The sequence below is a fragment of the Pauljensenia sp. UMB0895 genome, from assembly GCF_030218905.1.
Classification (GTDB): domain Bacteria; phylum Actinomycetota; class Actinomycetes; order Actinomycetales; family Actinomycetaceae; genus Pauljensenia; species Pauljensenia turicensis_A.
The window spans coordinates 165855-190496 of sequence record NZ_JASOQR010000002.1 but is presented as its reverse complement, the minus strand read 5'-3'; the positions used below and the strand labels follow the sequence as shown (position 1 = coordinate 190496).

The following is a 24642-nucleotide window of genomic DNA, read 5'->3' as shown; positions in this document are numbered from 1 at the left end:
TCCAGCTCCAGCTACATGGATGTGTTCTATCCGAAGTACCAGGTGACCTGGGATATGATGAACGTTGCCGGTCCGAACAGCATGTTCATGCACTGCCTGCCCGCCAACCGTGGCGAGGAAGTCGTCGACGAGGTCATGGACGATCCCGAGCGCTCCCTGTGCTGGGTCGAGGCCGAGAACCGCAAGCACTCCATTCGCGCCATCCTGGCCACTCTGTGCCCCCAGAGCGAGCCCGACGAGCAGAAGGCTGCGGCATACCGCGCCACCATCAATGAGCGCATGGCCGCTCTCGGTAAGCACGGTCTGTAAGACGTACCAGGTCGGGCGAGCTACGGCTCGCCCGCCTTCGCAGGAGATGGGCGACCTCATGGCCATCGGCGAGGAGAACTGCAAGGTCTCCGACGACAACCGAGTGCATCAAGGGCGCCGACTTCATCTACACCGACGTGTGGTATGGCCTGTACGATGCTTTCTGATGGGCGGCAGCAGATGCTTGTCTCTTGCTGCCCATCATCTGCGCCACTGCGCGTAGGCACTGGCGCCCTGTCTGAAGTTAAACAGACCTTTCGAGTGTGCACGAAGTGATTGCGCCAACAACGAAGCCCCAACCTGCTCGCTAACTCATGGGCAAGCCACCTGAGACTACTCATTTCCCCTACTAGCAATGAAGGCCTGCAACCTGCAGTTTTGCAAACTGCTTGAAAGGCGCCTGCGTTGATTCACTTCCTATTGCAGCTGGCGGCTCGCACACGAAAAGGCACTTGAGTTTCAAAGCGGGCGTTTTCGTCGATATCGAACCTCTAAAGGCTGTCCGCCGTGCCCTTTGGGACAAAAACGAAAACTCAAAGCCCCGAGTTTGGAATGAGTTTTTGAGATTGCCCCGGCTTTTGTCCCCGAAGCCGATGAAACACGACATAGTGTTACTTGGCGGCACTCGGTTTGAGACGGCATCGAAAACTGAGGACAACTGGAATGTCGGGACAGTAAAACTGAAGCCATCGAGTGGGAGTAGGCCGATAGGGTTCTGACCTGCGATTTTGAGTGCCGCACTGTGCCGCTGAGTTTCGTTTCGTACGAGAGTCATGACAAAGCCACCAGCGACGGAGATGAGTAAAAGCGATTAAAGAGCCTCCGTTCCCTGCGTTGGGACGGAGGCTCTTTCTTTGCCGTTTTACTCCCTTGTCTCCGTTCGGGGATTATTTCTTGCTCATTTAGGGCTATTCGCGCTGAAAGATTTTGACTAGCTTGGTGTCCTTTATTTCGTAGACAATGTCTGCGACGTTCTCGACCAGCCTCTTATCGTGGGAGACGAACACTATCGTTCCGGCATAGGCGCTCATCATCTGCTCGAGGGCTTCGGCGCTCTTGATGTCCAGGTAATTTCCAGGCTCGTCCATGAGCAAGATGTTGTATCTGCCCAGCAGCATCTTCGCGAGTAGCAGCTTGATGACTTCGCCTCCCGAGAGAACGCCAACGTCCTTTGTCAGGTCGCGCGGTCCGATTCCCATAGAGGCGAGGATGCCTCGAATTTCGGTCATGCTGTACTCGCAACCATCCTGCATGAACGAGATCGCAGACTGACGGGCGTCGAACTTGTAGCCTGTTTGCTCGAAGTAACCGATCTCTGCCTTGGGAGAGATGTTGATACCGTCGGCGCGTCGAGCGATTGCCTTCAGCAGGCTGGTCTTTCCTGTACCGTTGCCACCGGTGATGGCCACTTTGGCACCGAGCGGTATCTCGAATTTCGCGTGGTCATAGAGCATGCAGTTGCCGAAGCTCAAGCTGAAATCGTCTGCCGAGATGGGAAATTTACTATGCAGTTCCAGGGCCTTGCTCTGGCGGAACCGCACGGCGCGAATGCTATCTGGGGCCTCAATCCCTTCGAGCGCTTCGAGGCGCTTCTCCATGTCCTTAGCCGCCTGGTACATCCTCTTCTGTTTGGTGCCGGTTGCTTTCTGATGCCCCAATCGACCTGCATACTCGTTGCTTTTTTTCGCAGCCTTCCGCTTGGCGTCGACCTGCCGTGCTTTTTTCCGTTGTTTTTCGATGGCGGCTTCGAGGCGATCGCGCTCGCGCATCGCCTCTTCGTATCGAGTCGCCTGAGCTTTGCGCTCTTCTTCTTTCTGTCGCAGATAGTCGGAGTAGTCACCCCAGAATTCGGAAATACCGCCGTCTTTGAGCTCCCAGATCTTGTCTACCACCTGGTCGAGAAAATGACGGTCATGGCTCACGATGAGCAGAGCCCCATCAAATGCCTTGAGTTGTCCGACGAGAAGGCGGATGCCGTCTTGGTCGAGGTGGCTCGTAGGCTCGTCGGCGAAGATCGCGCTTGCATGCTGGGAGAGTGCAGAGGCAATCTTGGCGCGTGTTTCCTCCCCGCCGCTCATCGTCTCCTGCGCCACTCCGGCGACGTTGAGACGGGAGAGCATCTCACCACTGTCCTGAGCCGCATCAAGGTCGAGTTCATCGAGTTGGCCGATGAGGGCAATGCTGCCGAAGCGCCTGACGTCGGCGTCCGCAATGGTAAGATTGCCGCTCAGAATTTTAAGCAGGCTGGTTTTGCCTGCGCCATTGTCTCCCACCAAGCCGATGCGATCGTAGGAGTAGATTTCCAACTCTTCGATATCTAGGATATCGCGGCCGGCATATTCCAAAAAGATGTCTTTAGCTTTGACTATGAGTTCCATAGGTTGAACCGCCTTTTGTGTATTAGCGTTTTACTGGAAGCGCAGCCATGCCAAAAAAGATTGCTCACGTCGATTTTTCGCCTTTGCCCAATTGCCGGCGCGAGCGTTTTGACCTTGCGCAAGCCGGCAAATCCGAAAATGATAGTTGGCGACGAATAAGGAGCGCGATGCGGAATGTCGGTGCAATACCTCGTCGTCGCAAGGGCTTGAAGGCTGACGCTTGAACCGATGGCTGCTGCCTCTTTTTTTCGAATACTTGGGCTATTGAATCTGCCCGGTATCTCTTTTCCCCGCGTTTCGGACGCTCGGAGCAAGCAGCATAGCCATCGCAAGCAGTACCATGGTCGCTCCAGAGCCGACGAACCATAACGGAGCTCCAAGCAGATCCGCAAAAACGGAGGGGGCTGCGAGGCCCATGGGCATGGCCCACGCCATGATGGTTCCGTAGAGGCCGAAAACGCGGCCTAGGTACTCAGGAGGTATCTGCTCCTGCATAAGGGCAGTCTGGGTTCCCGCGTACAACGGGGAGCATGCGCCCATAAGAAAGCTCACCGGCAGGAAAGCAGCGAACAATGACGGGCCGAGCGATCCGGATACGATTGCGGCAATGCCGAAGCCGGCAATCGCGGCGACCATGGTGAACGACCTATTGCGGAACCCTCCCGTGGCCGCCAAAATGCCGGACCCAGCCAGCATGCCTGCAGAAAAAAGGATTTCCACCAAAGCGGCATCCCCCGTGCTACCGCCAAAATGCCCCAAGGTCATTATTGGGAACAATGCCGCGAGCGGAGAGAACGCGAAAGCGAAGACGAACCCGCACCAAAGAAGGGCGAACAGCCCCCTGTACTCCCTAATCAGCTTGTAGCCGTCCGAAATCTCAGAGAAGAGCTCTCGAACCTTATTGGAAAAGGACAAGCTGCGGTCGGCTTCATCGAGGCCCCCTGCGTCTATCTGTGCGGCGAGGACGGCTAAAGAAGCGAAAAGCGCTCCCAGCACGTCGAGGACAATCATAGCGGTAATGCCCGCCACGGGATAAATCACTGCTGCAAGCGCGGCGCCAAGAATGTATCCGCCGGACTGAATCGCCTGAGTCACCCCCGATAGGCGAACGAGATGCTCTGGCGGGGCGAGATGGGGCGTGAGAGATTGGGAGGCTGGCGTGTAGAACGAAGTACCAACTGCACGGAGAAACAGGGCGATGAGAATTAGCCATGCAGGTAAGCTGCCGGCCAACGAGGCAATCGCCAAGGCGGCACCCACCGCGGCAATGAAGAGGTCGGCGCCGATGAGGACACGTTTCAAAGGCAGTCTGTCGACAACGGCGCCCGCAAGGATTCCGAACAAAGCAATCGGCAGAAAGCCTGCCAGCGATGCTAAGGAGAGGAGAGAAGACGACCCTGTCGTGAGGGCGAGATGCCAAATAAGACCCATTTGGAGAATCGAACTCGTCAATGTCGAAACGAGCTCCCCGCCCCATACGAAACAAAGCTTGAATTGCCATGAATGGCACAGCAGAACAGACCTGCCCCGAGAGGTTTCAAATATCATGGTTATGTCCAATCGTGAAATGGCGTGCAGAAAAACAGCGCGACGCCACAACAGCGCCGCTTTCTAGGCGCTCATCCACGTGCGGAAAAGACCAACCACGACACCCCTCCTTTGTTAATTCGGTCTGGCAAACCATGTAATATTAACGAGGCTTGAGTTTGCCTGTCAAGAATCGAGCATCGGTAAGGGCAATCCTCTCTGGCCATTCGATTCCTTTTGTATCTTTGGTTGCATAGGTGACCCGCCAGGGCTATTACGCGTGGAAGAGGCGCCTGCCGAGCTGGCCGATGAGGCGCTGAAGATGGCCCTGGTCAGGCGAAACGATCCCAAGGGATGCGTACATCATTCGGATAGTAAGAATGTTGCCAGCAGGTTTTGCGGCAACCGCAAAGGAGCCGTATCCTGCAGCTGGAATCACGTTGCAGCATCCTGACCCGCATTCCGATTGGCGGACGGCCCGCTTCGGCATCCTGACCAGCACAGCGATCGAGCCTTGTCATTCCTTGGATATGCCGGTTGCTCGGGGCGGTCCCGACGGAGGCCCTCGCCTCCCCGGTCCGTGACCCAAGAAGGGCAAGCATGCTGATCTGCATGGCTGGTTCCTCCTTTATGTAGACGACCATGCAAAGAAGGGACAACCGAGGAGGCAGGTTACTGATGCGGGCTCCCGCACGCCCATGACTACCCGACGGGCTGTTTTTCATCTCCGATGCCCGCATTGCAGCATGAACGAATGTGCCTCGACATCTCTGCTGGCATGGTACGACTGGGATCGCACCTCGACGCATCCTTGCGCATACTGCCTTCCAAGTTTCGAAACCGGGAAGGAAAGTGTATGTGAGCGACGATATCGGCGCCGATTCGACGCTCGAGAGGGAGATTGCGCCGATTCTATCCATCGGGGATGCATTCCCGAAGATTCTCATCACTCGCACGAGGCATGAGCCCCATACCCGGGAGGGCGTGCTCGTGCTGAATTTCGCGAGGTGGCTGCTTGGCGGGTAGGGTTCTGAACGTCGCATTGGGATATCGCGCGACAGGGCACGCAGGGCTGTTTGTGCCCGCACGGGAAACGCCGTCGCCATGCGGGCGGCCTGTCGTGTCCGATTAGCCTTTTGCTAAACAGGCTTACGCCAACTCATGGGCAAGCCACCTGAGACTATTCACTTTGCTTATCGTTGACAAAGACCTGTGGCCTGCGGTTTTGTGAACGGCTCGTAAGCCACCCGCGTCGACTCACTTACTGTTGAAGCTGGTGGTTTGCAGGCTCAAAGGCGGTTGAGTTTCAAAACGGGCGTTTTTCGGCGATATCGAGCCTCCAAAGGCGGCTCTCCGTGCCCCTTGGGACAAAAATAAAAACTCAATACTCTGAGTTTGAAAATGGTTTTTGAAGTTGTCCCAGCTTTTGTCCCCGAAGCCGATGAAACGCGACGTCGCGTCATTCAGCGGCACTCACTTCGAGATGCCGCCGAAAACTGGGTGCAACTGGAGTGACGAGACGGCAAAACTATAACCACCGAGTGGGAGTAGGCTGATAGGGTTCTGGCCTGCACTTTTGAGTGCCGCACTGTACTCCTGAGTTTCGTTTCGTATGAAAGTCATAGCAAAGCCGCCAGCAACGGAGGCTTTCGAGCTGAGCGAGGCCAAGGAGGAACGGCTCTCGCAGATCATCGCCGAGATCAACAGTCGCACCGGCAAGTCCTACGACAACGACGTTGCCGTAAAGGCTATGCTGCAAATCCGCGACCTTCTGCTCAAGTCCGAAAAGCTCAAGGCGTCCGCGAAGAATAACACGGTGAAAGACTTCGAGTTCTCCTATTTCGACGACATCGACGACGCCCTCATCGAGGGGCTTTCGCAGAATCAGGACTTCTTCTCGCTGCTGCTGAGCAACGACGAGATAAAGAGGCAGGTTCTGGGCATTTTCACCGACGAGATATACCAGAGCCTGAGAAGCGCGTAAGGAGCTAGCCATGTTCGATGCATTCCGACTTAAAGAGGTGCTCGTAGAGTACAAAAGGGACTTCGTCGCCACCCAATGGGGAAACGAGCGGTATAAGTGGGAGGCCGTGAAGCACTTCCAGGACAACTGGGACGTGAACGCGCCGGACTTCGCAGGCATGCTCGAGCGGTCGCTGTCCAAGACCTACAACCTGCTCGCATCGATGAACAACTTCCCGGCGCGGATGATTGTGAACTTCGCCAACACCGCGCCCGAGGAGGTGCGGTCGATGTTCATCGCACTCTTCGACGAGAGCGTAGACTATTACGAGCGCATAGAGGCGTTCAAGCAGGGGTCGACCACGCTGCTGGAGAAGTACGGCAACGGCGCAGGTCAGCACTACCAGTACGAGAACGCCATCACCACCTACCTGTGGCTGCGCTACCCGGACAGGTACTACATTTACAAGTTCGGGGAGGTCAAGAAGGCGGCGGACGGACTCGACGCGAGCTATCGTTTCAAGAAGGGTGCCTACGCCGACAACGTGCGCAGCCACCTCGCGTTCTACGATGAGCTGTGCGAGGAGCTGCAGAAGGACGACGAGCTTAGCGCCATGCTGCGCTCACAGCTCACGTCCGAGTGCTACCCAGACCCGCAGCTGCGCACGCTCACCATCGACGTGGGCTTCTACATCAGCCGCTACGTCTCGGGAAACCAGAAGGGCGCGTCGGCGGCGGACTGGTTCCCCTCCAAGGACGAGTACGACCCCGGCCTCACCTCGGACGAATGGCTGGCGTTGCTCGGCGACGAGGCCGTGTTCACCGAGGGCAGTCTCGAGATAGTAAAGCGCCTGAAGGACTACGGCGGCGTTGCCTCGTGCAAGCAGCTCTCGGTGAAGTATGGCGAGTCAAGCAACTTCTACCTGTCCGGTTCGGTGGCGCTCGCCAAGCGCGTTGTGGACAAGACTGGATGCCCTGTGATGCAGGGCGACACCACGAACTCCAAGTGGTGGCCGGTGCTCTACACCGGCAGGCACGCCGAGAAGGACGAGGAGGGCAGCTACATCTGGCGGCTGCGCGACGAGCTGTCCGAGGCGCTCGGACGCTTCGACACCGATGGCGTCGCTCTGTTCGTCGCCGCCTCCGAGGGCGAGGGCGCGAGGGGCTACTGGTGGCTCAACGCCAACCCCAAGATTTGGAGCTTCTCGGGGCTGCCGGTCGGCGAGGTGAAGTCGTACACCCTCTACAACGAGAACGGCAACAAGCGCCGCATCTTCCAGAACTTCCTCGATGCCAAGGCCGGTGACATGGTCATCGGCTACGAGTCCAACCCCGTGAAGCAGGTCGTGGCCATCGCCAAGATAACGTCCGAGCAAGATGGCGAGCAGCTCTACTTCGAGAAGGTAGAGGGGCTTGCAACGCCCATCGACTACCAGACGTTGCACGACTGCCCCGAGCTCGAGAAGATGGAGTACTTCGTCAACCCGCAGGGTAGCCTCTTCAAGCTTACCCCCGGCGAGTACGACTTCATCCTCGACCTCATCCGCGAGGAGAACCCCATCGCCGACGAGAAGGCCGTCGAGACGTACACGCCCGACGACTTCCTCGAGGAGGTCTACATGACGGAGGAGCGGTACCGCCACCTCGTCGCAGTGCTCAGGAACAAGAAGAACGTCATCCTTCAGGGCGCTCCGGGCGTGGGTAAGACCTTCGCCGCCAACCGGCTGGCATGGTCGATAATGGGCGAGAAGGACGACAGCCGCATCGAGTTCGTGCAGTTCCACCAGAATTACTCCTACGAGGACTTCATGATGGGCTACAAGCCCGCTGGTGAGACGTTCGAGATGAAGTACGGGGTGTTCTACCGCTTCTGCCAGAAGGCCGCAAACCGCCCGGACAAGGACTTCTTCTTCATCATCGACGAGATCAACCGTGGCAACATGTCCAAGATATTCGGCGAGCTGCTGATGCTCATCGAGCGGGACTACCGTGGGCACAAGGCGACACTCGCCTACAACGGGCTGCCCTTCAGCGTGCCGGAGAACCTCTACATCATCGGCATGATGAACACCGCCGACCGCTCGCTTGCGATGATCGACTACGCGCTGCGCCGTCGTTTCTCGTTCTTCGAGATGGAGCCGGGCTTCGACTCGGAGGGTTTCGCCGCCTACCAGAAGGCTTTAGACAACGAGACGTTCGACGAGCTGATTGCCAAAGTGAAGGAGCTCAATGCGGAAATCGCCCGAGACAAGTCTCTTGGCGCGGGATTCTGCATCGGCCACAGCTATTTCTGCGGGCGCGACGCGTGCGATGAGGAGTGGCTGCAGGAGGTCGTGGACTACGACATCCTACCCATGCTCTCCGAGTACTGGTTCGACGACGAGGCCAAGGTCAAGCGTTGGGAAAACGTTATGCACGGGGTGTTCCAGCGATGATCAAGGACAAGAGCATATTCATCAAGAACGTCTACTATATGCTCTCCTACGCCTTCCAAGACCTGCGACCCGACCGCGAGGACGACGTCGCGGGCGAGGAGTTCGAGCGCATCCACGACCTGCTCGCGATGATTCTCGCGAAGGGCATAGCCCGCCAGCTCAAGCAGGGGCTGCATCGCGAGTACCTGAACCGCGCCGAAGACCTCACCTCGCTTCGCGGCAAGGTCAACATGCCCGGTACGCTGAGGAACCGGCTCGCCCACAGGCAGGTCGTCTCATGCGAGTTCGACGAGCTTTCCGAGGACAATCTGCTGAACCAGGTGCTCAAGACAACGTCGATGATCCTGCTGCGCCACGGCAACGTGAGCGCCGAGCACCGCGACGAGCTGAAGAAGCGGATGCTGTTCTTCACGGGCGTCGAAGAGGTGGATCCTTCGGCCATCCGCTGGTCTTCCATCCGATTCACGCGCAACACGCAGAGCTACCGCATGCTGCTGTCGGTGTGCCAGCTCGTGCTGCAGGGGATGCTGCTGACGAGCGAGCGCGGCGAGATGCGCCTCATGACCTACATCAAACCGAAATACATGGAACGCCTCTACGAGAAGTTCATCCTCGAGTACTATGCCGCCGAGTGCCGTATTGCCGATGCGAGCTCGCCGCAGATCAAGTGGGCTCTCGATGACGGCTTCGGGACGATGCTGCCAACCATGCAGAGCGACATCGTACTCAGCCGGGACAACCGCATCCTCATCATCGACGCGAAGTACTACACGCACTCGACGCAGGAGAGCTGGGATGTCCATACCATCCACTCCGGCAACCTGTACCAGATCTTCACCTATGTGAAGAACAAGGAGGCGGAACTTGAGCGGGCGGGTGTGCCACACGAAGTCTCCGGCATGCTGCTCTACGCCAAGACCGATGAGGAAATCCAGCCGGACAACACCTACCAGATGAGCGGCAACCGGATAAGCGCGAAGACGCTCGACCTGAACCAGCCGTTCGAGGCCATCCGCGCCCAGCTCGACGGCATAGCCGAGGCGCACTTCGTGAAGGAGACGATTGCGGTATGAGTGAAGCGGGAACAACCAATGCGGCTGAAATTGACGAGCTGGTGGCAAATCTGCGTGATTCCGCCGAGCGCGCCCTCGAGCTCAACGACCTCTCGGAGCTGAGCAGGCTCTCCTCGGCGCTCGAGACCTGCGCGAAGTTCGACGTCGAGTCCATCGAGGAGTTCGGGCTCAGTATGGCGACGCTGGAGCGGCGCGGCCAGGCGGGTGGCGAGGGGTACCGCCGCCTCGAGGCTGCGCGCGCCTACATGGCCGAGAACGGGCTCATGCCGCTCAAGACCCGCTACGGGGACGATGGCGGGTGCGTCGATGCCGGCGGCAACCCACGCGAGGGCCGCAGAGGGGACGAGCAGCAGCGCATCATCACCGCCGAGCGGCAGCGGGCCAGGCAGGACCAGCGCAGGGAGAGGGGCCGGAGATGATGGTGAGGATAGAGTACGAGGACGGCAGGACGACGCTGTTCGACACGCTCTCGTTCACGGAGGGCTCGCCGTTCTCCGGCGCGAACATGCTCACGGAGTTCGAGCTCGAGATGCGCGAGGAGCCCGAGAAGGGGCTCTGGCTCACGGCGAACTGGCATCAGGTGTGCGACGACTGGCGCGCCGACGCGCCCGCGGACGGCATCCCGGCGGCGCGCAGGTCCCGCGGGTGGCGCTTCATGCTGGCCTCGGAGGCCGAGCTCGCCCAAGCCCGGCCGCATCCTGCTCGACGGCGACGAGGCGTTCGCCCGGGTGCGCGGCTTCCTGTGCGACTCGGCCGCGATCGGCGCCTGCTACCGCGAGCACGTAGGCCCTCCCTCAAAACCGCTGAAGTCGCAGATAAGGGACCTGCAGCGCGCGCTGGGGAGAGCGGAGGTCCCGGGCGTGCCGGACGAGCTGGCGAGGCTGCTCGCCGAAGAGAAGGAAGAGGGCGCCGAGGAGGGCGCCCGCAAGGTCAAGGAAGATTGGGGTGACGTCGATGAAGAGGTTTGGTAGGTTCCTCAAGGCGGCGCTGAAGGTCACGCTGGGCTTTTTCGTCTGACTGTTCCGCGCTGTGTTCAAGTGGGTGATGTGAGAAGAGGAAACGAAAACCGTGTGGAAGCAACCTCGGAAAGCAGGAAAACGAATAAGGTCCCATGCTCGAGCATGGGACCTTATTCGTTAAACGGGTGGTTTATTCTCCCGTGTACGCGCCGACAAACAGCGGCGCATCGGCATCGTTGAACAGCGCGAACACGAAGGGTCGGTTGAAGACGAGCCTGACGGGCTCGGGCGGGTCCATCGGCAGAGCCCCAGCGCGGCAGGCAAACAGCGTGAAAGCTGCGCCCTCGGCCCCGTTGGGGTCGAGCTTGAGCATCGAGCTCTGTATCGCCCTGTCAAGCATTGTGTCCGCCTCGGTGAGGCTGCCGAGCTGGGCCTCGGGCGAGAAGAGCCGCCGCACTCCCATGGCCTTCATGGCGGAATCGAGACTCATGCCTTCCGTCTTCAGGTCGAGCTCGGGGACGACAAGCCCGATGCCTCCTTCGGGATGCTCGACGCCCTTCCTATCACGGCATCGGGAGATCAAGCTCCACGCCGAACCGCTCCCGATGAACTCTTCGATGCTGGCCGTTTCATCGGGCATGGCAAACACGGCTTGCGCTCCCGACTCCATGTGCCAGGTCACTGCGGTGCCGCCCGCTTCCCTGATAAGGTCTTCATAGAAGCTGAACCCGCCCATCATCGTGACGGTCGGAGTGGAGCTGGCGGCATGGAACAGCATATCCGTTTCTTCATCGTCCAGACGGTTGATCCACGTGTCCTTGAAGCGCATCGCGCTCATGAGGGCGAGCGTCGTCGAGGCATCGAGCTGCGGAGCCGAAGTGAACTTGCCTCCAGTGTTCTCGGCGAGCCAGCTCGACATCCGCGAATGAGCTTCTTCGCTGGCGGGGTTCGCCTCGACCGCCTTGCCATTCATATCGCTAATCGACTCTGCGTACGATCCGTGAAGCGGCGCTCGGTCGGGATCGGCCCAGATTGACGTGCCGATGGTGAAGCTGTAGTTGTCAGGCAGGCTTTCAGAGGGTTCACCGAAGAGCGCGGCGTGGGCGGCTTCTCGCGCATCCGCGTCGCCGAGCACCGTATCGATCTCGGCGAGCGTCTCCGCCTCCGCACCCCTTGCGAGCGCCTCGAGCGCAACCTGGAGGCACGCGGGCGAGGAAACGAAGCTCTTGCCGTCTCTGAGACCGATCTCGAGAAGCCGTGCGGCTATGGAGTCGAGCCCCTGTTCTGGGCTGGGCGCCAAGGCGATTTCTTTCATCTCCGCGGGGCTATCGGACACTGACGACTCGGGTCCCCTTTCCGCGAGGGCTCGGGCGCGCTGGTCCTTCTCGACGATGAAGCGCTTGTGGTAGAAGAGGTCCGCGAAATCCAGGATTCTCTTCATCTGCGCGCTGTCGAACAGCGCCCCGAAGCCCGCGCCGATGACGGGGACCATCTTCCCGACGGTCTCGAGCGTCATCTTCTGCCCGATCTGGGTGAGCGCCTTCTTGAACACTCCAGCCTCGAGTGCCTTCTTGCCGCCGTTCTCGACCGCCTTGCGGGCAGCGCCGTTGGCAAGCGCGCGGATCTGGGCTATCGCGAGGGCGGCGCCGCCCTGCTCGACCATCGCCGACCAGCCCTTCTTCGCGGTCTGCTTGACCACTGCCGCTTCCGCGTAGACGAGGGCCTTGCCGATATACTCGCTCGAGGCGTCGACTTTGGCCTTGGGAGCGAGGGCGCTCTTGAACACCTCGCTCGCGATGACGAGCTCGGACGGGTCGTCTTTGACGTCGTAGCCGTAGAACATGGCGACTGACTGGACGGCCCTGAAATAGATGAGCATGCTGAGGACGAGGTTGGCGGGCAGACCCCAGAAGCCCGCGGCGCCCGTGCCTCCGCCTTCGGCGAGGGCTATGCCCATGTGGTGCAGCCTTTCGTTCGCGGACACTGCGGCGACGTCGTAGGCGCGCAGCAGGCATATCTCGGAGAGCGAGGAGACCTTCTGTTCCTGCTTGCCCTCGTTGATACGGGAAATGACGTACTCCCTGCTGACGCTCGCCTTCGCCGCCTGCTTCTCGAGTTCCCCGAATCCCTCTGCTGCCGCCTTGATGGCGTTTGCCATAAGTTCCTGCTCGGTTAACCCGTTGAGAGCGTCCTTCGCGGCCTTCCCAGCCTTATTGGCGAGGGCCTTCATGGGCGCGGGCACCGCCTCGCCGATCTGCTTACCAGCCTTCGCGAGTGTGCCGGGCGATGTAAGCTTCTCGTAGCGTTTCGCGAGGGTTTCAATCTCGTTGAACTCTCGCTCGTCGAGCGCGGGGTCCGGCATGATATACGAGCCGTCCTCGCCGACGAGGTTTCCCTCGAATACCTCTCCGTATTCGCCCCCGAATGCCTGGTGGGTCTTTTTTGCTCCGGCCTTGATCGCCTCGGCGCCGGCATTCACGGCTTTTGCACCCGCATCCGCGGCATCTGCAACGCCGGCTACCAACCTGTCTAAAAGGCCGCCTTTCTTCATATGGCCCGAATCGACTATTTCGTCGTCCATCTTCGCCTCCTGGTTTCGAGAACTGCATTCTCTGTAGGGGATGTAATTCTCGCGTGGGACCTGCTTCGTTCGTGATTATTCCACCGTATGTGACGGGCGCATGTCAGACAGTGGGTGTTGGCGTCTTATAGATGCCAAAAAGCATGGATGCTTCCGCGTTATGAGAGGTTTTGGGCGATGAATTCGGTTGCTGCTTGTTGTTTACGCCGTGCTCAATCCCTGTCGTCGCCGGCGGCGCAGCAGGCGTAGGCCGTGAGCGTGAGGAGCCCCATGAGGAGCCCTATTCCGAAGGGCGAGAATTCCTTCCTCCGCTCCGTCAGCTCGTTTACTAGGTTGCACCGCGAATCTCTGGCGCACGCTAAGGCGCGCTAAGGCTTCGAAAGCGTTCGTCGTCGAATGTCGCGCTAACGATGTTGTGCGGTGTTTGCTTTGAGTTAAAATATCTTGTATTGCAAAAGTAATGTTTCGGGAGCATTCGATGAGTTACATAGAGCTAGTGAAGAATGGTGCTGATCCTGCTGAAATACAGCAATACCTCGCACAAGGTGAGCAGGTTGCCATTACCATCAGGCTTCCCGAGAACTTACGTGATGCTGCAAAGGCCGCAGCTGCACTCCAAGGGACGAACTTCAGTGCGATGGTCCGAGCCGGGCTTATCGCACAACTTGCTGATTGGGCTGAGGAGGTGACGCGATGATTAGCCTCGAAACCAGCACAATGCAGCTCATCGGAGGCGATCTTGACGGCATTCGCATCTGCCGTGTCGAGGGTGAGTCTCTGGTGACCAGCGTTATCCCCAGGGATAATCTCCTAGAGGCCAAACAGTTGCCGGATATCCCGCCTCGAGGGATCTGCTACCTTCTCGATGAAGACCACGGGAACCTAAACCGCGTTTACACGGGCCAGACAACTCAAGGCGTGACCCTCGAAGACAATCTCGAATTCAATTCTCCCAGTGCCACTGCCGTATTCACGCTGGGCGGAAGGCGAAACGGCTGGACAGAATGGATAAACAATAACGGCGACACACTGGACGCCCTCTACAGGAAGGGAATGGAGTAGATGAACAAGCATCAGCTCGCATCGAAGATCTGGGAGTCAGCCAACAAGATGCGCTCCAAGATTGAGGCTAACGAGTACAAGGACTACATCCTGGGCTTCATCTTCTATAAGTTCCTGTCGGAAACAGAGATTCGCTGGTGCAAGGCGCACGACTTCGAGGACGAGGACATCCGAGCGCTTTCCGAGGACGACCGCGAGACTGTTGAGTACATCCGGAAGAACATCGGCTACTTCATCAGACACGAGAGCCTCTTCTCCACCTGGCTGTCCGAGGAGTTCGCAGACGCAAGTCGTAAGTTCTCCGTCGACGACGTGCGAACCTCCATCTCGGCCTTCAATCGCAACATTAACCCGGCTCACAAGAAGGTGTTCGAGGGTATCTTCGAGACTCTTGAGACCGGCCTGTCCAAGATTGGCGAGAACGCCGCCGCTCAAACGAAGGCCATCCGTGACCTGCTGGACACTATCAAAGATATCCCCATGGGCGGCCGTGCTGACTACGACGTCCTGGGCTTCATCTACGAATACCTCATCTCCAACTTCGCCGCGAACGCCGGCAAGAAGGCCGGCGAGTTCTACACGCCCCACGAAGTTAGCCAGCTCATGAGCGAGATTGTGGCTGAGCACTGCAAGGAGAAGAGCGAGATCTCCATCTGCGACCCGACCTCTGGCTCCGGCTCTTTGCTCATTAACATTGGTAAGGCCGTCGCCAAGCGCGTGGGCAGCTCGGACGGCATCAAGTACTTCGCCCAGGAGCTCAAGGAGAACACCTACAACCTCACACGCATGAACCTGATCATGCGTGGCATCCTTCCCTCAAACATCACCGCGCGAAATGGCGACACCTTGGAAGATGACTGGCCCTACTTCGACGAGTCGGATCCCGCGGGTACTTACAACCCGCTCTATGTGGACGCGGTTGTCTCTAACCCGCCGTATTCCCAGCGCTGGGACCCTACCGACAAGGAGGTTGATCCGCGCTATGCATACGGTTTAGCTCCCAAAAGCAAGGCCGATTATGCATTCCTCCTGCATGACCTCTACCATCTGCGCCCCGAGGGCATCATGTGCATCGTTCTGCCCCATGGCGTGTTATTCCGCGGTGGTGAGGAGGGCCAGATCAGGCGCAACCTGTTGGAGAACCGCCATATCCAAGCCATCATCGGCCTGCCGGCCAATATCTTCTTCGGAACCGGTATCCCCACAATCATCATGGTGTTGCGCCAGAAGCGCGACGAGTCCGATGTACTGATCGTGGACGCCTCCAAGGGCTTTGAGAAGGTCGGCAAGAACAACAAACTGCGCGCATGTGACATCAAGCGAATCTCCGACGTCGTGTGTGAACGTAAGAGCGTCGAAGGCTTCAGCCGTCTCGTCTCTCTTGATGAGATCCGCTCCAACGACTACAACCTGAACATCCCGCGCTATGTGGACTCGTCGGATAGACCCGAGAGCTGGGACATCTATGCGAGCATGTTTGGCGGGATTCCCGCTAGTGAAGTTGATGAGCTTGAGCGGTATTGGAATGCTTGGCCGAGCCTGCGCGACCAGCTCTTCGCGGGCGACGGCGCGTACGTGATGCCCGCTGTGGAGGACGTCCGTGCGGCGATTGAGGCAAATCCTGATGTGGTGGCGTACCGCGAGTCGTTCAACGCATGCATGGAGCCCGTCATCGATTGGACCCACGATGCGCTTGTCTCCGACCCGTGCGCGGTAGATGCCGCAAGGATGGAGCAGTCGATCGCCTCCAAGCTGTTCGAGGCTCTCGAAGGCATCGAGCTTGCCGATCCGTATGCTGCATACCAAGCGCTTGACGACACATGGACAGCGAATGTATCTCTCGACCTGGAGGTGCTCCAAACCGAAGGTATGTCCGCCGCCACCAAGGTTGACCCGCACATGGTGATCAAGAAGAAGAACAACAAGGAAGTCGAGGTTCAAGACGGCTGGGAGGGGCGCGTCATCCCGTTCTATCTGACCGAGGCGACGCTGCTCAAGGATCAATCCGATGCGATCAAGGCACTAGAAGAACAGCTGAGCGCATGCACGTCCGACATCGACCAAAGCGCCGAGGAGCTCTCCGAAGAGGAGCGCGAGGCCCTCTCGGAGGCGCTCGACGATGACAACGCGGTATGGAAGGTCGTCGAGGTCAAGAAACTCGCGAAGGCTCTTGCTGCTGAGGTTAAAACAGATCCCGAGCTCAAGGGCTATGTCGCAACGCTGAAACGCGTCCAAGATCTCATCGATGAGCAGAAGAAGCTCAAGAGTCGGATCAAGACTGCTGGGGCCGAGCTTCACGCATCATGCAAGGAGACCATTGAAGCGTTGACCGACGAGCAAGTCCGAGAGCTTCTCTCCAAGAAATGGATTGCGCCGTTCGCAAACGCCGTGTACGGAATGCCAAGCTCTCTCGTTGATGACCTGGCCTCGAAGGTGGACGCTCTCAGCTCCAAATACGAAACGACGCTGAAAGACCTTAGCGAGCAGATCGAGGCGAGTGAGAGGGAGCTTTCCACCATGATTGACAACCTCGTGGGAGACGAGTTCGACATGGCCGGACTGGCTGAGCTTCAGAAGCTTCTTGGTGGTGAGTAAGCGGTGAGTAACGTGGAGAGCAGAAAACCAAAGATCAGGTTCAAGGGTTTCACTGACCCTTGGGAACAGCGTAAGTTCTCAGAAATCGCTCACCGCTCGTCTAATGCATCAAGTGATCCGACTCTTTTGAATGTCGAATATGACGACATCGTATCGGGCCAAGGCATCTTGAACAAAGATTTGAACGATAAAGCTGGGGGGAAGTCCGGGCTATTGTTTGAGCCAGGTGATGTTCTTTACGGCAAGTTACGTCCATATCTTCAAAATTGGCTTCTACCTGCGTTTACGGGTATAGCAGTTGGTGACTGGTGGGTTTTGAAACCCGATGAGGTTACATCTAATTATCTTTATACGATGGTAAAAAGCGAGGCATTTTCTACTGTTGCAAATGTCTCGGCTGGATCAAAGATGCCTCGCGCGGACTGGAGCTTGATCTCGGAAACTGAGTTTTCTATACCGGCTAGTTCGAACGAGCAGGAGGCCATCGGCTCTTTCTTCTCCCGCCTCGACTCCCTCATCACCCTTCATCAGCGTAAGTTGACTGCACTGAAAAAAGTGAAGAAATCTCTCCTTGAGAAGATGTTTCCGAAACCCGGTGAGTTTGTGCCCGAAATACGATTCAAGGGTTTCACTGACCCTTGGGAACAGCGTAAGTTGGGGGAGCTTTACGAGAAGAACGACGAGCGGAACACTGTCGGCTTTGGGGCAGACAGAACGCTCTCCATCGCCACCATGACGCTGAACGATGAGGGTAACGGTGCCGCCGAAGAGTCGCTACCAAATTACAAGGTGATTCGCGTCGGCGACGTTGCCTTTGAGGGCCACACGAACAAGGAATTCGCTTACGGCAGGTTCGTCGTAAACGACCTGATAGACGGCATAATGTCTCCGCGATTTACCTGCCTCAGGCCAAAGCACGGCTACCCAGTCTCGCTGTGGAAGTACTACATCCACAGCGAGCAGGTCATGCGGGAGATGCTTGTCAGGGCGACGAAAAGCGGCACCATGATGAACGAGCTCGTGCTGGAGGACCTCTTCAAACAGCCGATTCTTGTGCCGCCATCTAGCGAACAGGAGTTAATCGGATCGTTCTTCTCCCGCCTCGACTCCCTCATCACCCTTCATCAGCGTAAGTTGACCGCACTGAAAAATGTGAAGAAATCTCTCCTTGAGAAGATGTTTGTTTAGGGGATACGTATGGCGCTAGAGAACGTATTGGGTCTCACGGATCAGGCAGAGCTTGCTCGCAAGGAAGAACGTCTCAGCAAGATACGTGCGCTTGAGCTTTTCGAAAAAGGCTTGCTCGACAAGCTCACTGCGGGCTCAGTGGAGAGCTTGTTCAAGATCCATGGGTACCTTTTTCAGGATGTTTATCCATTCGCCGGCAAGATTCGCACGGTGAACCTTGCTAAGGGCGGTTTTCGATTCGCTCCCCTGATGTATCTTAAGTCAAGCTTGGATTCGATCGAAAAGATGCCCCAGTCTACCTTCGATGAGATCGTGGACAAATACGTCGAGATGAACATCGCCCATCCCTTTAGGGAGGGAAACGGCAGGAGCGCGCGAATCTGGCTCGACCTCATTCTCAAAACGGAACTGGGAGAGGTTGTCGACTGGAGCAAGGTAGACAAGGAAGACTACCTACTTGCCATGGAGAGAAGCCCTGTTCGCACCATTGAGATCAAGCATGTCCTGAAATCTGCGCTCACGACGGCGATTGACGACCGAGAAGTGTTCATGAAGGGCATCGACGCGAGCTACCACTACGAGGGATATTGCGTTTATAAAACTGAAGACTTGGGCCTTTCGAATGAATAAGACCCGAGTTAAACATTCAGCTTGGGAACAGCGTAAGTTGGGGGAGGTTGCTCATCGGGTGATCCGGAAAAACGAGGGCAACCAGTCCGACCTTCCCCTCACCATCTCGGCTCAGCATGGGCTTGTGGACCAGCGCGACTACTTCAACAATCAAGTCGCTAGCCGTGATATGAGCGGGTATTACTTGCTGGAGAACGGAGAGTTCGCCTACAACAAGAGCACTTCGGGCGACAGTCCATGGGGAGCGATTAAACGCCTGACCAAGTACGAAAAGGGCTGCTTATCCACGCTGTACATCTGCTTCGGGCTCGATCAAGGAGACCCTGATTTCTTGGTAACGTATTACGAGACGAATCGTTGGCATGGTGCGGTTCAGATGATTGCTGCTGAAGGCGCGCGAAATCACGGGCTGCTTAATATTGCACCAGACGATTTCTTTGAAACCGCGCTCACTTTGCCATGCTCAACGGAAGAACAAAAGCAAATAGGATGCTTCTTCACTCAATTGAATTCCCTCATCACCCTTCATCAGCGTGTGCGAAATACGACGCACCCCCACGCTCTATCACCAGAAAAGGAGGCAGCATGATTTTCGAGAACGAAGCCCAGTTCGAAGAGGCACTCATCGCCAATCTCAAGAACAACGGCTGGGATGACAAGGACGGAGTTCTCTGGAACCCCACCGAGAAACAACTCGTAGACAACTGGGCCGCCATTATCTTCGAAAACAACAACAACATCGATCGCCTGAACGGCTGCCCCCTTACCGATTCTGAGATGGCCCAAATCCTGGAGCAGGTGACGTCCCTGCGAACCCCGTTGAAACTTAACGCTTTCATCAACGGCAAGACCGTGGCCATTACGCGAGACAATGCAGACGATAAGCTCCACTGCGGCAAGGAGGTATCCCTCAAGATCTTCCGCCCGCAGGAGATTGCCACTGGCCAGACGCGGTACCAGATCGCACAGCAGCCCCAATTCACCACGTCGAGCAAACTGACAGGTGTCCGCCGTGGCGACGTGATGCTGCTCATCAACGGCATGCCACTGATCCACATCGAGCTCAAGCGCACGGGCGTCCCTGCGAGCCAGGCCGTCAATCAGATCAGCAAGTACCTGCACGAGGGAGTCTTCACCGGCATCTTCTCTCTGGTCCAGGTGTTCGTCGCCATGAACCCTGAAGAGATGCTCTACTTCGCGTCCCCCGGCACCGGAGGGAAGGTCAATGAGCGCTTCTGTTTCCATTGGGCGGACTTCAACAACGAACCTGTCAACGATTGGAAGACTATCGCCTCTAAATTCCTCTCGATTCCCGAAGCGCACCAGCTCATCGGTTTCTACACCGTCGCCGACGAGTCCGACGGCGCACTCAAGGTCATGCGCAGCTATCAGCTTTACGCGGCGCGTGCGATTTCCGACCGCGTTGCCAAGGTGAACGCTCGCAAGCAATGGGGCATGCCGGGCATTCGCGGCGGGTACATTTGGCACACCACGGGCTCTGGAAAGACCATGACAAGCTTCAAGAGCGCGCAGCTCATCGCCAATTCTAGAAAGGCTGACAAGGTGGTCTTCCTCATGGACCGCATCGAGCTGGGAACCCAGAGCCTCGCCGAGTACCGCGCGTTCGCAGCAGCCGACGACGCTGTGCAGGGCACGGAGAACACCGCGGAGCTACGTAGCCGGCTCAAGAGCAGCTCCGTCAACGACATGCTGATCGTCACCTCCATCCAGAAAATGAGCCTCATCCGCTCCGAGGAGGGCGGTATCACCGATTCCGACCTGGAGCAGATGAGGGGCAAGCGCATCGTGTTCATCATCGACGAATGCCATCGCTCGACCTTCGGCGACATGCTACGCACGATCAAGAACACCTTCCCCGACGCCCTGTTCTTCGGGTTCACGGGCACTCCCATCCACGAGGAGAACGCAAAGAAGATGTCCACCACCACGGACGTCTTCGGCGACGAGCTACACCGCTATAGCATCGCTGACGGCATCCGCGATGGCAACGTGCTGGGATTCGACCCCTACATGGTGTGCACCTTCAAGGACGCCTCCGTGCGTGAGGCGGTGGCGCTGAACAAAGCCAAGGCGAACAGCGTTGGCGACGCCCTCTTGGACGACCGCAAGAGCAAGGTTTACTACTACTGGATGGATACGTCCAAGGTTGGCATGGGCGATGTCAACGACAAGCCAGGTTCCGAGAAGTACGGCATCGAGCACTTCGTGCCATCTGTCCAGTACCGGGACGACGAGCACCGCAGGAAGGTGGTGGAGGACATCCTATCCGGCTGGGAGCGCATCTCTCATGGCGGCAAGTTCCATGGGATCCTGGCCACCAGCTCCATCGCCGAGGCCATCGAGTACTTCAGGATGTTCAGGGACGAGGTCCCGCAGCTCAAGGTCACGGCGCTCTTCGACCCTAACATCGACAATTCGGGTGACAAGGCGATAAACAAGGAGGAGGGCCTCAAGGAGATCATCGAGCATTACAACGCCACATACGGCAGGGAGTACACGATACCGACCCATGCCGCCATGAAGAAGGACATGGCCGCGCGCCTGGCTCACAAGAGGCCGCATCTCAACGTCGAGAACCATCCCGAAGAGAGGATCGACGTCCTCATCGTGGTGGACCAGATGCTCACCGGCTTCGACTCCAAGTGGATAAACGTCCTCTATCTGGACAAGGTCATCGACTACGCCCTGCTCATCCAGGCGATCAGCCGCACCAACCGCCTGTTCGCGGGCGACGAGAAGCCCTTCGGTGTCATCCGCTACTACCGCAAGCCCCACACCATGCGCCGCAACATCGAGGAAGCGGTGAAGCTCTATTCCGGGGACAAGCCATTCGGACTGTTCGCCAGCAAGCTGCCCGAGAACATGGCCAAGTGCAACGAGCTGTTCGCCCAGATGGAAACAGTCTTTAAGGAAGGTGGGAGCGAGGATTTCAGCAAGCTGCCCGAGAGCGACGCGGCCAAGGCGAAGTTCGCCGAGCTGTTCAACGCGTTCCACGAGCATCTTGAGGCTGTCAAGGTGCAGGGCTTCTCCTGGGGCGATACTGAGGTTTTCGGAGATCAGGATCCCGATACCGGAACAACCGAGATGGTCGAAGTCGCGTTCGACGAGAGTCGCTTCAACGCATTGGTTCGTAGGTACAAGGAACTGAGCACGAGAACCGATCCTCCCGAGGACGAAACAGTGCCTGTTGCCCCGTTCGACATCAAGGGCTATCTTACCGAGATCAACACCGGGCAAATCGACACCCAGTACATGAACGAGAACTTTACCAAGTGGCTCAAGGCTCTCGAGCAGGGAGATGTCTCGCCCGAGGAGATCGACGCTCTCTACGCGAACCTCCATCGTACCTTCGCTACGTTGTCCCAGGAGGACCAGGGGTTCGCGGAACTCTTCATCCATGACATCCAGTCCGGAGAGGTCTCGGTCGAGTCGGGAATGACGCTCAGGGACTACATCACCCGCTATGCCCAGCGCGCCCGGAACAAACAGGTCGCCAAGCTCGTTGATGCCATCGGGGTTGACGAGGAACAGCTTGAGGCCATGATGAGGCTCGACATCAACGAAGCCAATATTAACGATTTCGGAAGATTCAAGGCGCTTGTGGACACCGTTGACAAGGCTAAGGCTCGGGCATACTTCGAGAGGGTTGACAGAAGGGAGATCTCTCCCTTCAAGGTTAATGCCAGGGTTGACAAGCTGCTGAGGAGATTCCTCGAGTCCGGTGGCTTCGACATCGAATGACACGTCAGGTAATCGCCTGAGGTCGGGATACGCTCCCGGCCTTTTCATGCCAGCTTGGGAACAGCGTAAGTTGGGGGATTTTGGATCATTTGGAGGTGGACATACGCCCTCGATGGCTAACCCTGCGAACTATAACGGCGGCTCGATTCTTTGGGTTACATCGCAGGATGTGAAGCAGCATTACCTTGACGATACGACAACGAAGATCACCGAAGCGGGCGCATCGGAGCTCAAGCTATACCCTGAGGGCTCGCTCGTTATGGTCACGCGAAGCGGCATACTCCGGCACACCCTTCCCATTGCTGAGCTGCGCAAACCTTCTACGGTCAATCAGGATATTCGTGTCATTCAACCGAATTCAAAGTGCATTGGGCTATGGCTTCTGCAGCACTTCATAGTCCACAACGAAAGCCTGCTGCGAGACTACGGGAAGACGGGGACGACCGTAGAAAGCGTTGACTTCTCGAAGATGAAGGAGATGCCTTTGTTGGCTCCCTCGCTTCCCGAGCAGGCCGCCATCGGCACCTTCTTCTCCCGCCTCGACCACCTCATCACCCTTCATCAGCGTGAGCCACCCCCACATGATGAAAGAGGGTAAAAATGCCAATCAGTATCAATGAAGAGTCGCTTTTCTGCGATTACTACTCGCAATGGATTAGCGTCTACAAAGAAGGGGCCATCCGTGAGGTCACCATGGGAAAGTACCGTCTCACGCAGTCTTGGCTAGCCAAACTGATTCCAGACCTGAAGATAAAAGATCTGGACCGGACCTCGTACCAGCAGCTCATTAATGGTTACGCAGAGCACCACGAACGCCAGACAACCATGGACTTCCACCATCAGCTTAAGGGAGCGATCCTTGACGCAGTTGACGAAGGATTCATTCCCCGCGACCCTACGCGCAAGGCCATCATTAAAGGAAAACAGCCACGTGCGAAAAAGATCAAGTATCTCAATCAGTTTGAGCTTCATGCCATGCTCGGCGACCTTGATTTATCAGGCGGGCCGAGTTGGGATTGGCTTATTCTCATAGTCGCTAAAACGGGCCTTCGCTTCTCCGAAGCCCTTGGGCTTACCCCCGAAGACTTTGACTTTGCTCATCAAACGCTCTCGGTGAACAAGACCTGGGATTACAAGAACGGCGGTGGATTCGTCCCCACGAAAAACGCCTCCTCGGTGCGGAAGGTTCAACTCGACTGGCAACTCATCATGCAACTTTCTGGGCTGCTCAAAGATCTTCCGCCGACTGAGCCCATATTTGCGAAGGGAACGGTCTATAACTCGACGGCTAACAGCGTTTTAGCGCGCCACTGCAAAAATGTTGGCGTGCCTGCCATATCCGTCCACGGGCTGCGGCATACGCATGCATCACTTTTGCTGTTCGCTGGCGTATCCATCGCCAGCGTATCCCGAAGGCTCGGGCATGCAAGCATGACCACCACTCAGGAAACCTATCTGCACGTCATCCAAGAGCTCGAGAACAAGGACATTGACATCGTCATGAGGGCTCTTTCGACTCTTATTTAACCTGTATCAGCAAATCGTGGCTCACGCTGATGAAGGGTGATGAGGGAGTCAAGACGATTGAGCAATACTCCAATGGCTTTGATTTCCTCCCAGGCGACACCGCGGTTCTTAAGTGTTGGAATCATAATGGGTGAACTCATTACAACGGGGCCACTAAATTTGAATGACCAGTTATATCCTGCCGTTAACTTCTTTAACGATTCCATAAAGAAACAAGATTCACTTAGGCCATAGTAGTCATTATGTAACACGCGCATGATGTTTGAAGTGCAGAAACGTTCGCACTGAACAAAGATGGCATCTGGATTATCAATAGAGAAGGTAATGCTGTTTTCGGGGAATATTTTTACCTTATTCCCGTTAAAATCGCGAGATTCTTTCGAAATGAAACCTTCGATACCATTGTTTGTAAGACGCGCGACGACGTAAGGCAGGTTCCCCTCTTCCATCATTGCTTTAGGAAGCCGATTGCCGCTCTCGACAGTTTTATAGAAATCCGAAAACTTACGCTGTTCCCAAGCTGGCGTCGAAGGCGATTGTCGCTGTGTGCTCTCAGCATCTCGAGTTACTGTGAATTCGTGAATTGCTAATAATCCTTCAATAATTTTGCAGGCACTAGCGACCATCGCTAGAGAAGCGAAACATCTTTCACTG

General features: G+C 57.1%; 21 protein-coding genes. 16 read left to right on the top strand and 5 right to left on the bottom strand.

Annotated features, from left to right (window positions below; all coding sequences use genetic code 11):
- Positions 1–15 precede the first annotated feature (15 nt).
- Positions 16–309, top strand: a complete 294-nt coding sequence (locus QP503_RS02250) for a Rossmann-fold NAD(P)-binding domain-containing protein (protein WP_005987408.1) — start codon at positions 16–18, stop codon at positions 307–309.
- A 908-nt stretch (positions 310–1217) separates the two neighbouring features.
- Here the strand turns inward: QP503_RS02250 and abc-f are convergent.
- The 3 genes from abc-f to QP503_RS02235 form a co-directional block, all read right to left on the bottom strand.
- Positions 1218–2687, bottom strand: a complete 1470-nt coding sequence (gene abc-f / locus QP503_RS02245; protein WP_005987409.1) for a ribosomal protection-like ABC-F family protein — start codon at positions 2685–2687, stop codon at positions 1218–1220.
- A 261-nt stretch (positions 2688–2948) separates the two neighbouring features.
- Positions 2949–4235, bottom strand: a complete 1287-nt coding sequence (locus QP503_RS02240; protein ID WP_005987410.1) for an MFS transporter — start codon at positions 4233–4235, stop codon at positions 2949–2951.
- A 253-nt stretch (positions 4236–4488) separates the two neighbouring features.
- Positions 4489–4653 carry a hypothetical protein gene (locus tag QP503_RS02235; protein WP_156334367.1) on the bottom strand — a complete coding sequence of 55 codons (165 nt, stop codon included), beginning with the start codon at positions 4651–4653 and terminating at the stop codon, positions 4489–4491.
- A gap of 419 nt (positions 4654–5072) precedes the next feature.
- On the opposite strand from QP503_RS02235, the gene QP503_RS02230 reads away from it, so the two are divergent.
- The 6 genes from QP503_RS02230 to QP503_RS02205 all read left to right on the top strand — a co-directional run bounded on the left by QP503_RS02230 (position 5073) and on the right by QP503_RS02205 (position 10655).
- Positions 5073–5240 (top strand): hypothetical protein, encoded by a 168-nt coding sequence (locus QP503_RS02230; protein WP_157966984.1) that lies wholly within the window; start codon positions 5073–5075, stop codon positions 5238–5240.
- 586 nt (positions 5241–5826) lie between these two features.
- Positions 5827–6198 carry a hypothetical protein gene (locus QP503_RS02225; protein WP_218840337.1) on the top strand — a complete coding sequence of 124 codons (372 nt, stop codon included), beginning with the start codon at positions 5827–5829 and terminating at the stop codon, positions 6196–6198.
- A gap of 10 nt (positions 6199–6208) precedes the next feature.
- A complete protein-coding gene (locus QP503_RS02220) occupies positions 6209–8611 on the top strand; it encodes an AAA family ATPase (protein ID WP_285101139.1) in 2403 nt (800 codons plus the stop codon).
- Positions 8608–9684 carry a 5-methylcytosine-specific restriction endonuclease system specificity protein McrC gene (mcrC, locus tag QP503_RS02215; RefSeq protein WP_179369908.1) on the top strand — a complete coding sequence of 359 codons (1077 nt, stop codon included), beginning with the start codon at positions 8608–8610 and terminating at the stop codon, positions 9682–9684. Before QP503_RS02220 ends, mcrC begins: the two co-directional genes overlap by 4 nt.
- Positions 9681–10103, top strand: a complete 423-nt coding sequence (locus tag QP503_RS02210) for a hypothetical protein (RefSeq protein ID WP_285084458.1) — start codon at positions 9681–9683, stop codon at positions 10101–10103. Before mcrC ends, QP503_RS02210 begins: the two co-directional genes overlap by 4 nt.
- 309 nt (positions 10104–10412) lie before the next feature.
- Positions 10413–10655 (top strand): hypothetical protein, encoded by a 243-nt coding sequence (locus tag QP503_RS02205; RefSeq protein ID WP_218840336.1) that lies wholly within the window; start codon positions 10413–10415, stop codon positions 10653–10655.
- Positions 10656–10833: 178 nt separating this feature from the next.
- Here the strand turns inward: QP503_RS02205 and QP503_RS02200 are convergent, their stop codons facing one another.
- Complete coding sequence (locus tag QP503_RS02200; RefSeq protein ID WP_285084459.1) at positions 10834–13224, bottom strand: serpin family protein; 2391 nt, start codon at positions 13222–13224, stop codon at positions 10834–10836.
- A 478-nt stretch (positions 13225–13702) separates the two neighbouring features.
- On the opposite strand from QP503_RS02200, the gene QP503_RS02195 reads away from it, so the two are divergent.
- The 9 genes from QP503_RS02195 to QP503_RS02155 are packed head-to-tail and all read left to right on the top strand — an operon-like array spanning position 13703 to position 23988.
- Positions 13703–13921 (top strand): hypothetical protein, encoded by a 219-nt coding sequence (locus tag QP503_RS02195; protein WP_006681520.1) that lies wholly within the window; start codon positions 13703–13705, stop codon positions 13919–13921.
- Complete coding sequence (locus tag QP503_RS02190; RefSeq protein ID WP_285084460.1) at positions 13918–14286, top strand: DUF4357 domain-containing protein; 369 nt, start codon at positions 13918–13920, stop codon at positions 14284–14286. Before QP503_RS02195 ends, QP503_RS02190 begins: the two co-directional genes overlap by 4 nt.
- Positions 14287–16881, top strand: coding sequence for a type I restriction-modification system subunit M (locus QP503_RS02185; protein WP_285084461.1), 2595 nt, complete (start codon positions 14287–14289; stop codon positions 16879–16881).
- Between the two features lie 3 nt (positions 16882–16884).
- Positions 16885–18069, top strand: a complete 1185-nt coding sequence (locus tag QP503_RS02180) for a restriction endonuclease subunit S (protein ID WP_285101137.1) — start codon at positions 16885–16887, stop codon at positions 18067–18069.
- A gap of 9 nt (positions 18070–18078) precedes the next feature.
- Positions 18079–18699 (top strand): protein adenylyltransferase Fic, encoded by a 621-nt coding sequence (fic, locus tag QP503_RS02175; protein WP_103632337.1) that lies wholly within the window; start codon positions 18079–18081, stop codon positions 18697–18699.
- Positions 18692–19288: a restriction endonuclease subunit S domain-containing protein gene (locus QP503_RS02170; RefSeq protein ID WP_285101135.1), complete on the top strand. Its 597-nt coding sequence runs from the start codon at positions 18692–18694 to the stop codon at positions 19286–19288. The genes fic and QP503_RS02170 overlap by 8 nt, the downstream gene beginning before the upstream one ends.
- A complete protein-coding gene (locus QP503_RS02165) occupies positions 19285–22461 on the top strand; it encodes a type I restriction endonuclease subunit R (RefSeq protein WP_285084600.1) in 3177 nt (1058 codons plus the stop codon). The genes QP503_RS02170 and QP503_RS02165 overlap by 4 nt, the downstream gene beginning before the upstream one ends.
- 46 nt (positions 22462–22507) lie before the next feature.
- Positions 22508–23059, top strand: a complete 552-nt coding sequence (locus tag QP503_RS02160) for a restriction endonuclease subunit S (RefSeq protein WP_285101133.1) — start codon at positions 22508–22510, stop codon at positions 23057–23059.
- A 2-nt stretch (positions 23060–23061) separates the two neighbouring features.
- On the top strand, positions 23062–23988 hold the full coding sequence (locus QP503_RS02155; RefSeq protein ID WP_285084598.1) for a site-specific integrase: 927 nt from the start codon (positions 23062–23064) through the stop codon (positions 23986–23988).
- On the opposite strand, the gene QP503_RS02150 is transcribed toward QP503_RS02155, so the two are convergent.
- A complete protein-coding gene (locus QP503_RS02150; protein ID WP_285101131.1) occupies positions 23985–24614 on the bottom strand; it encodes a restriction endonuclease subunit S in 630 nt (209 codons plus the stop codon). The genes QP503_RS02155 and QP503_RS02150 overlap by 4 nt on opposite strands.
- Between the last annotated feature and the right edge of the window lie 28 nt (positions 24615–24642).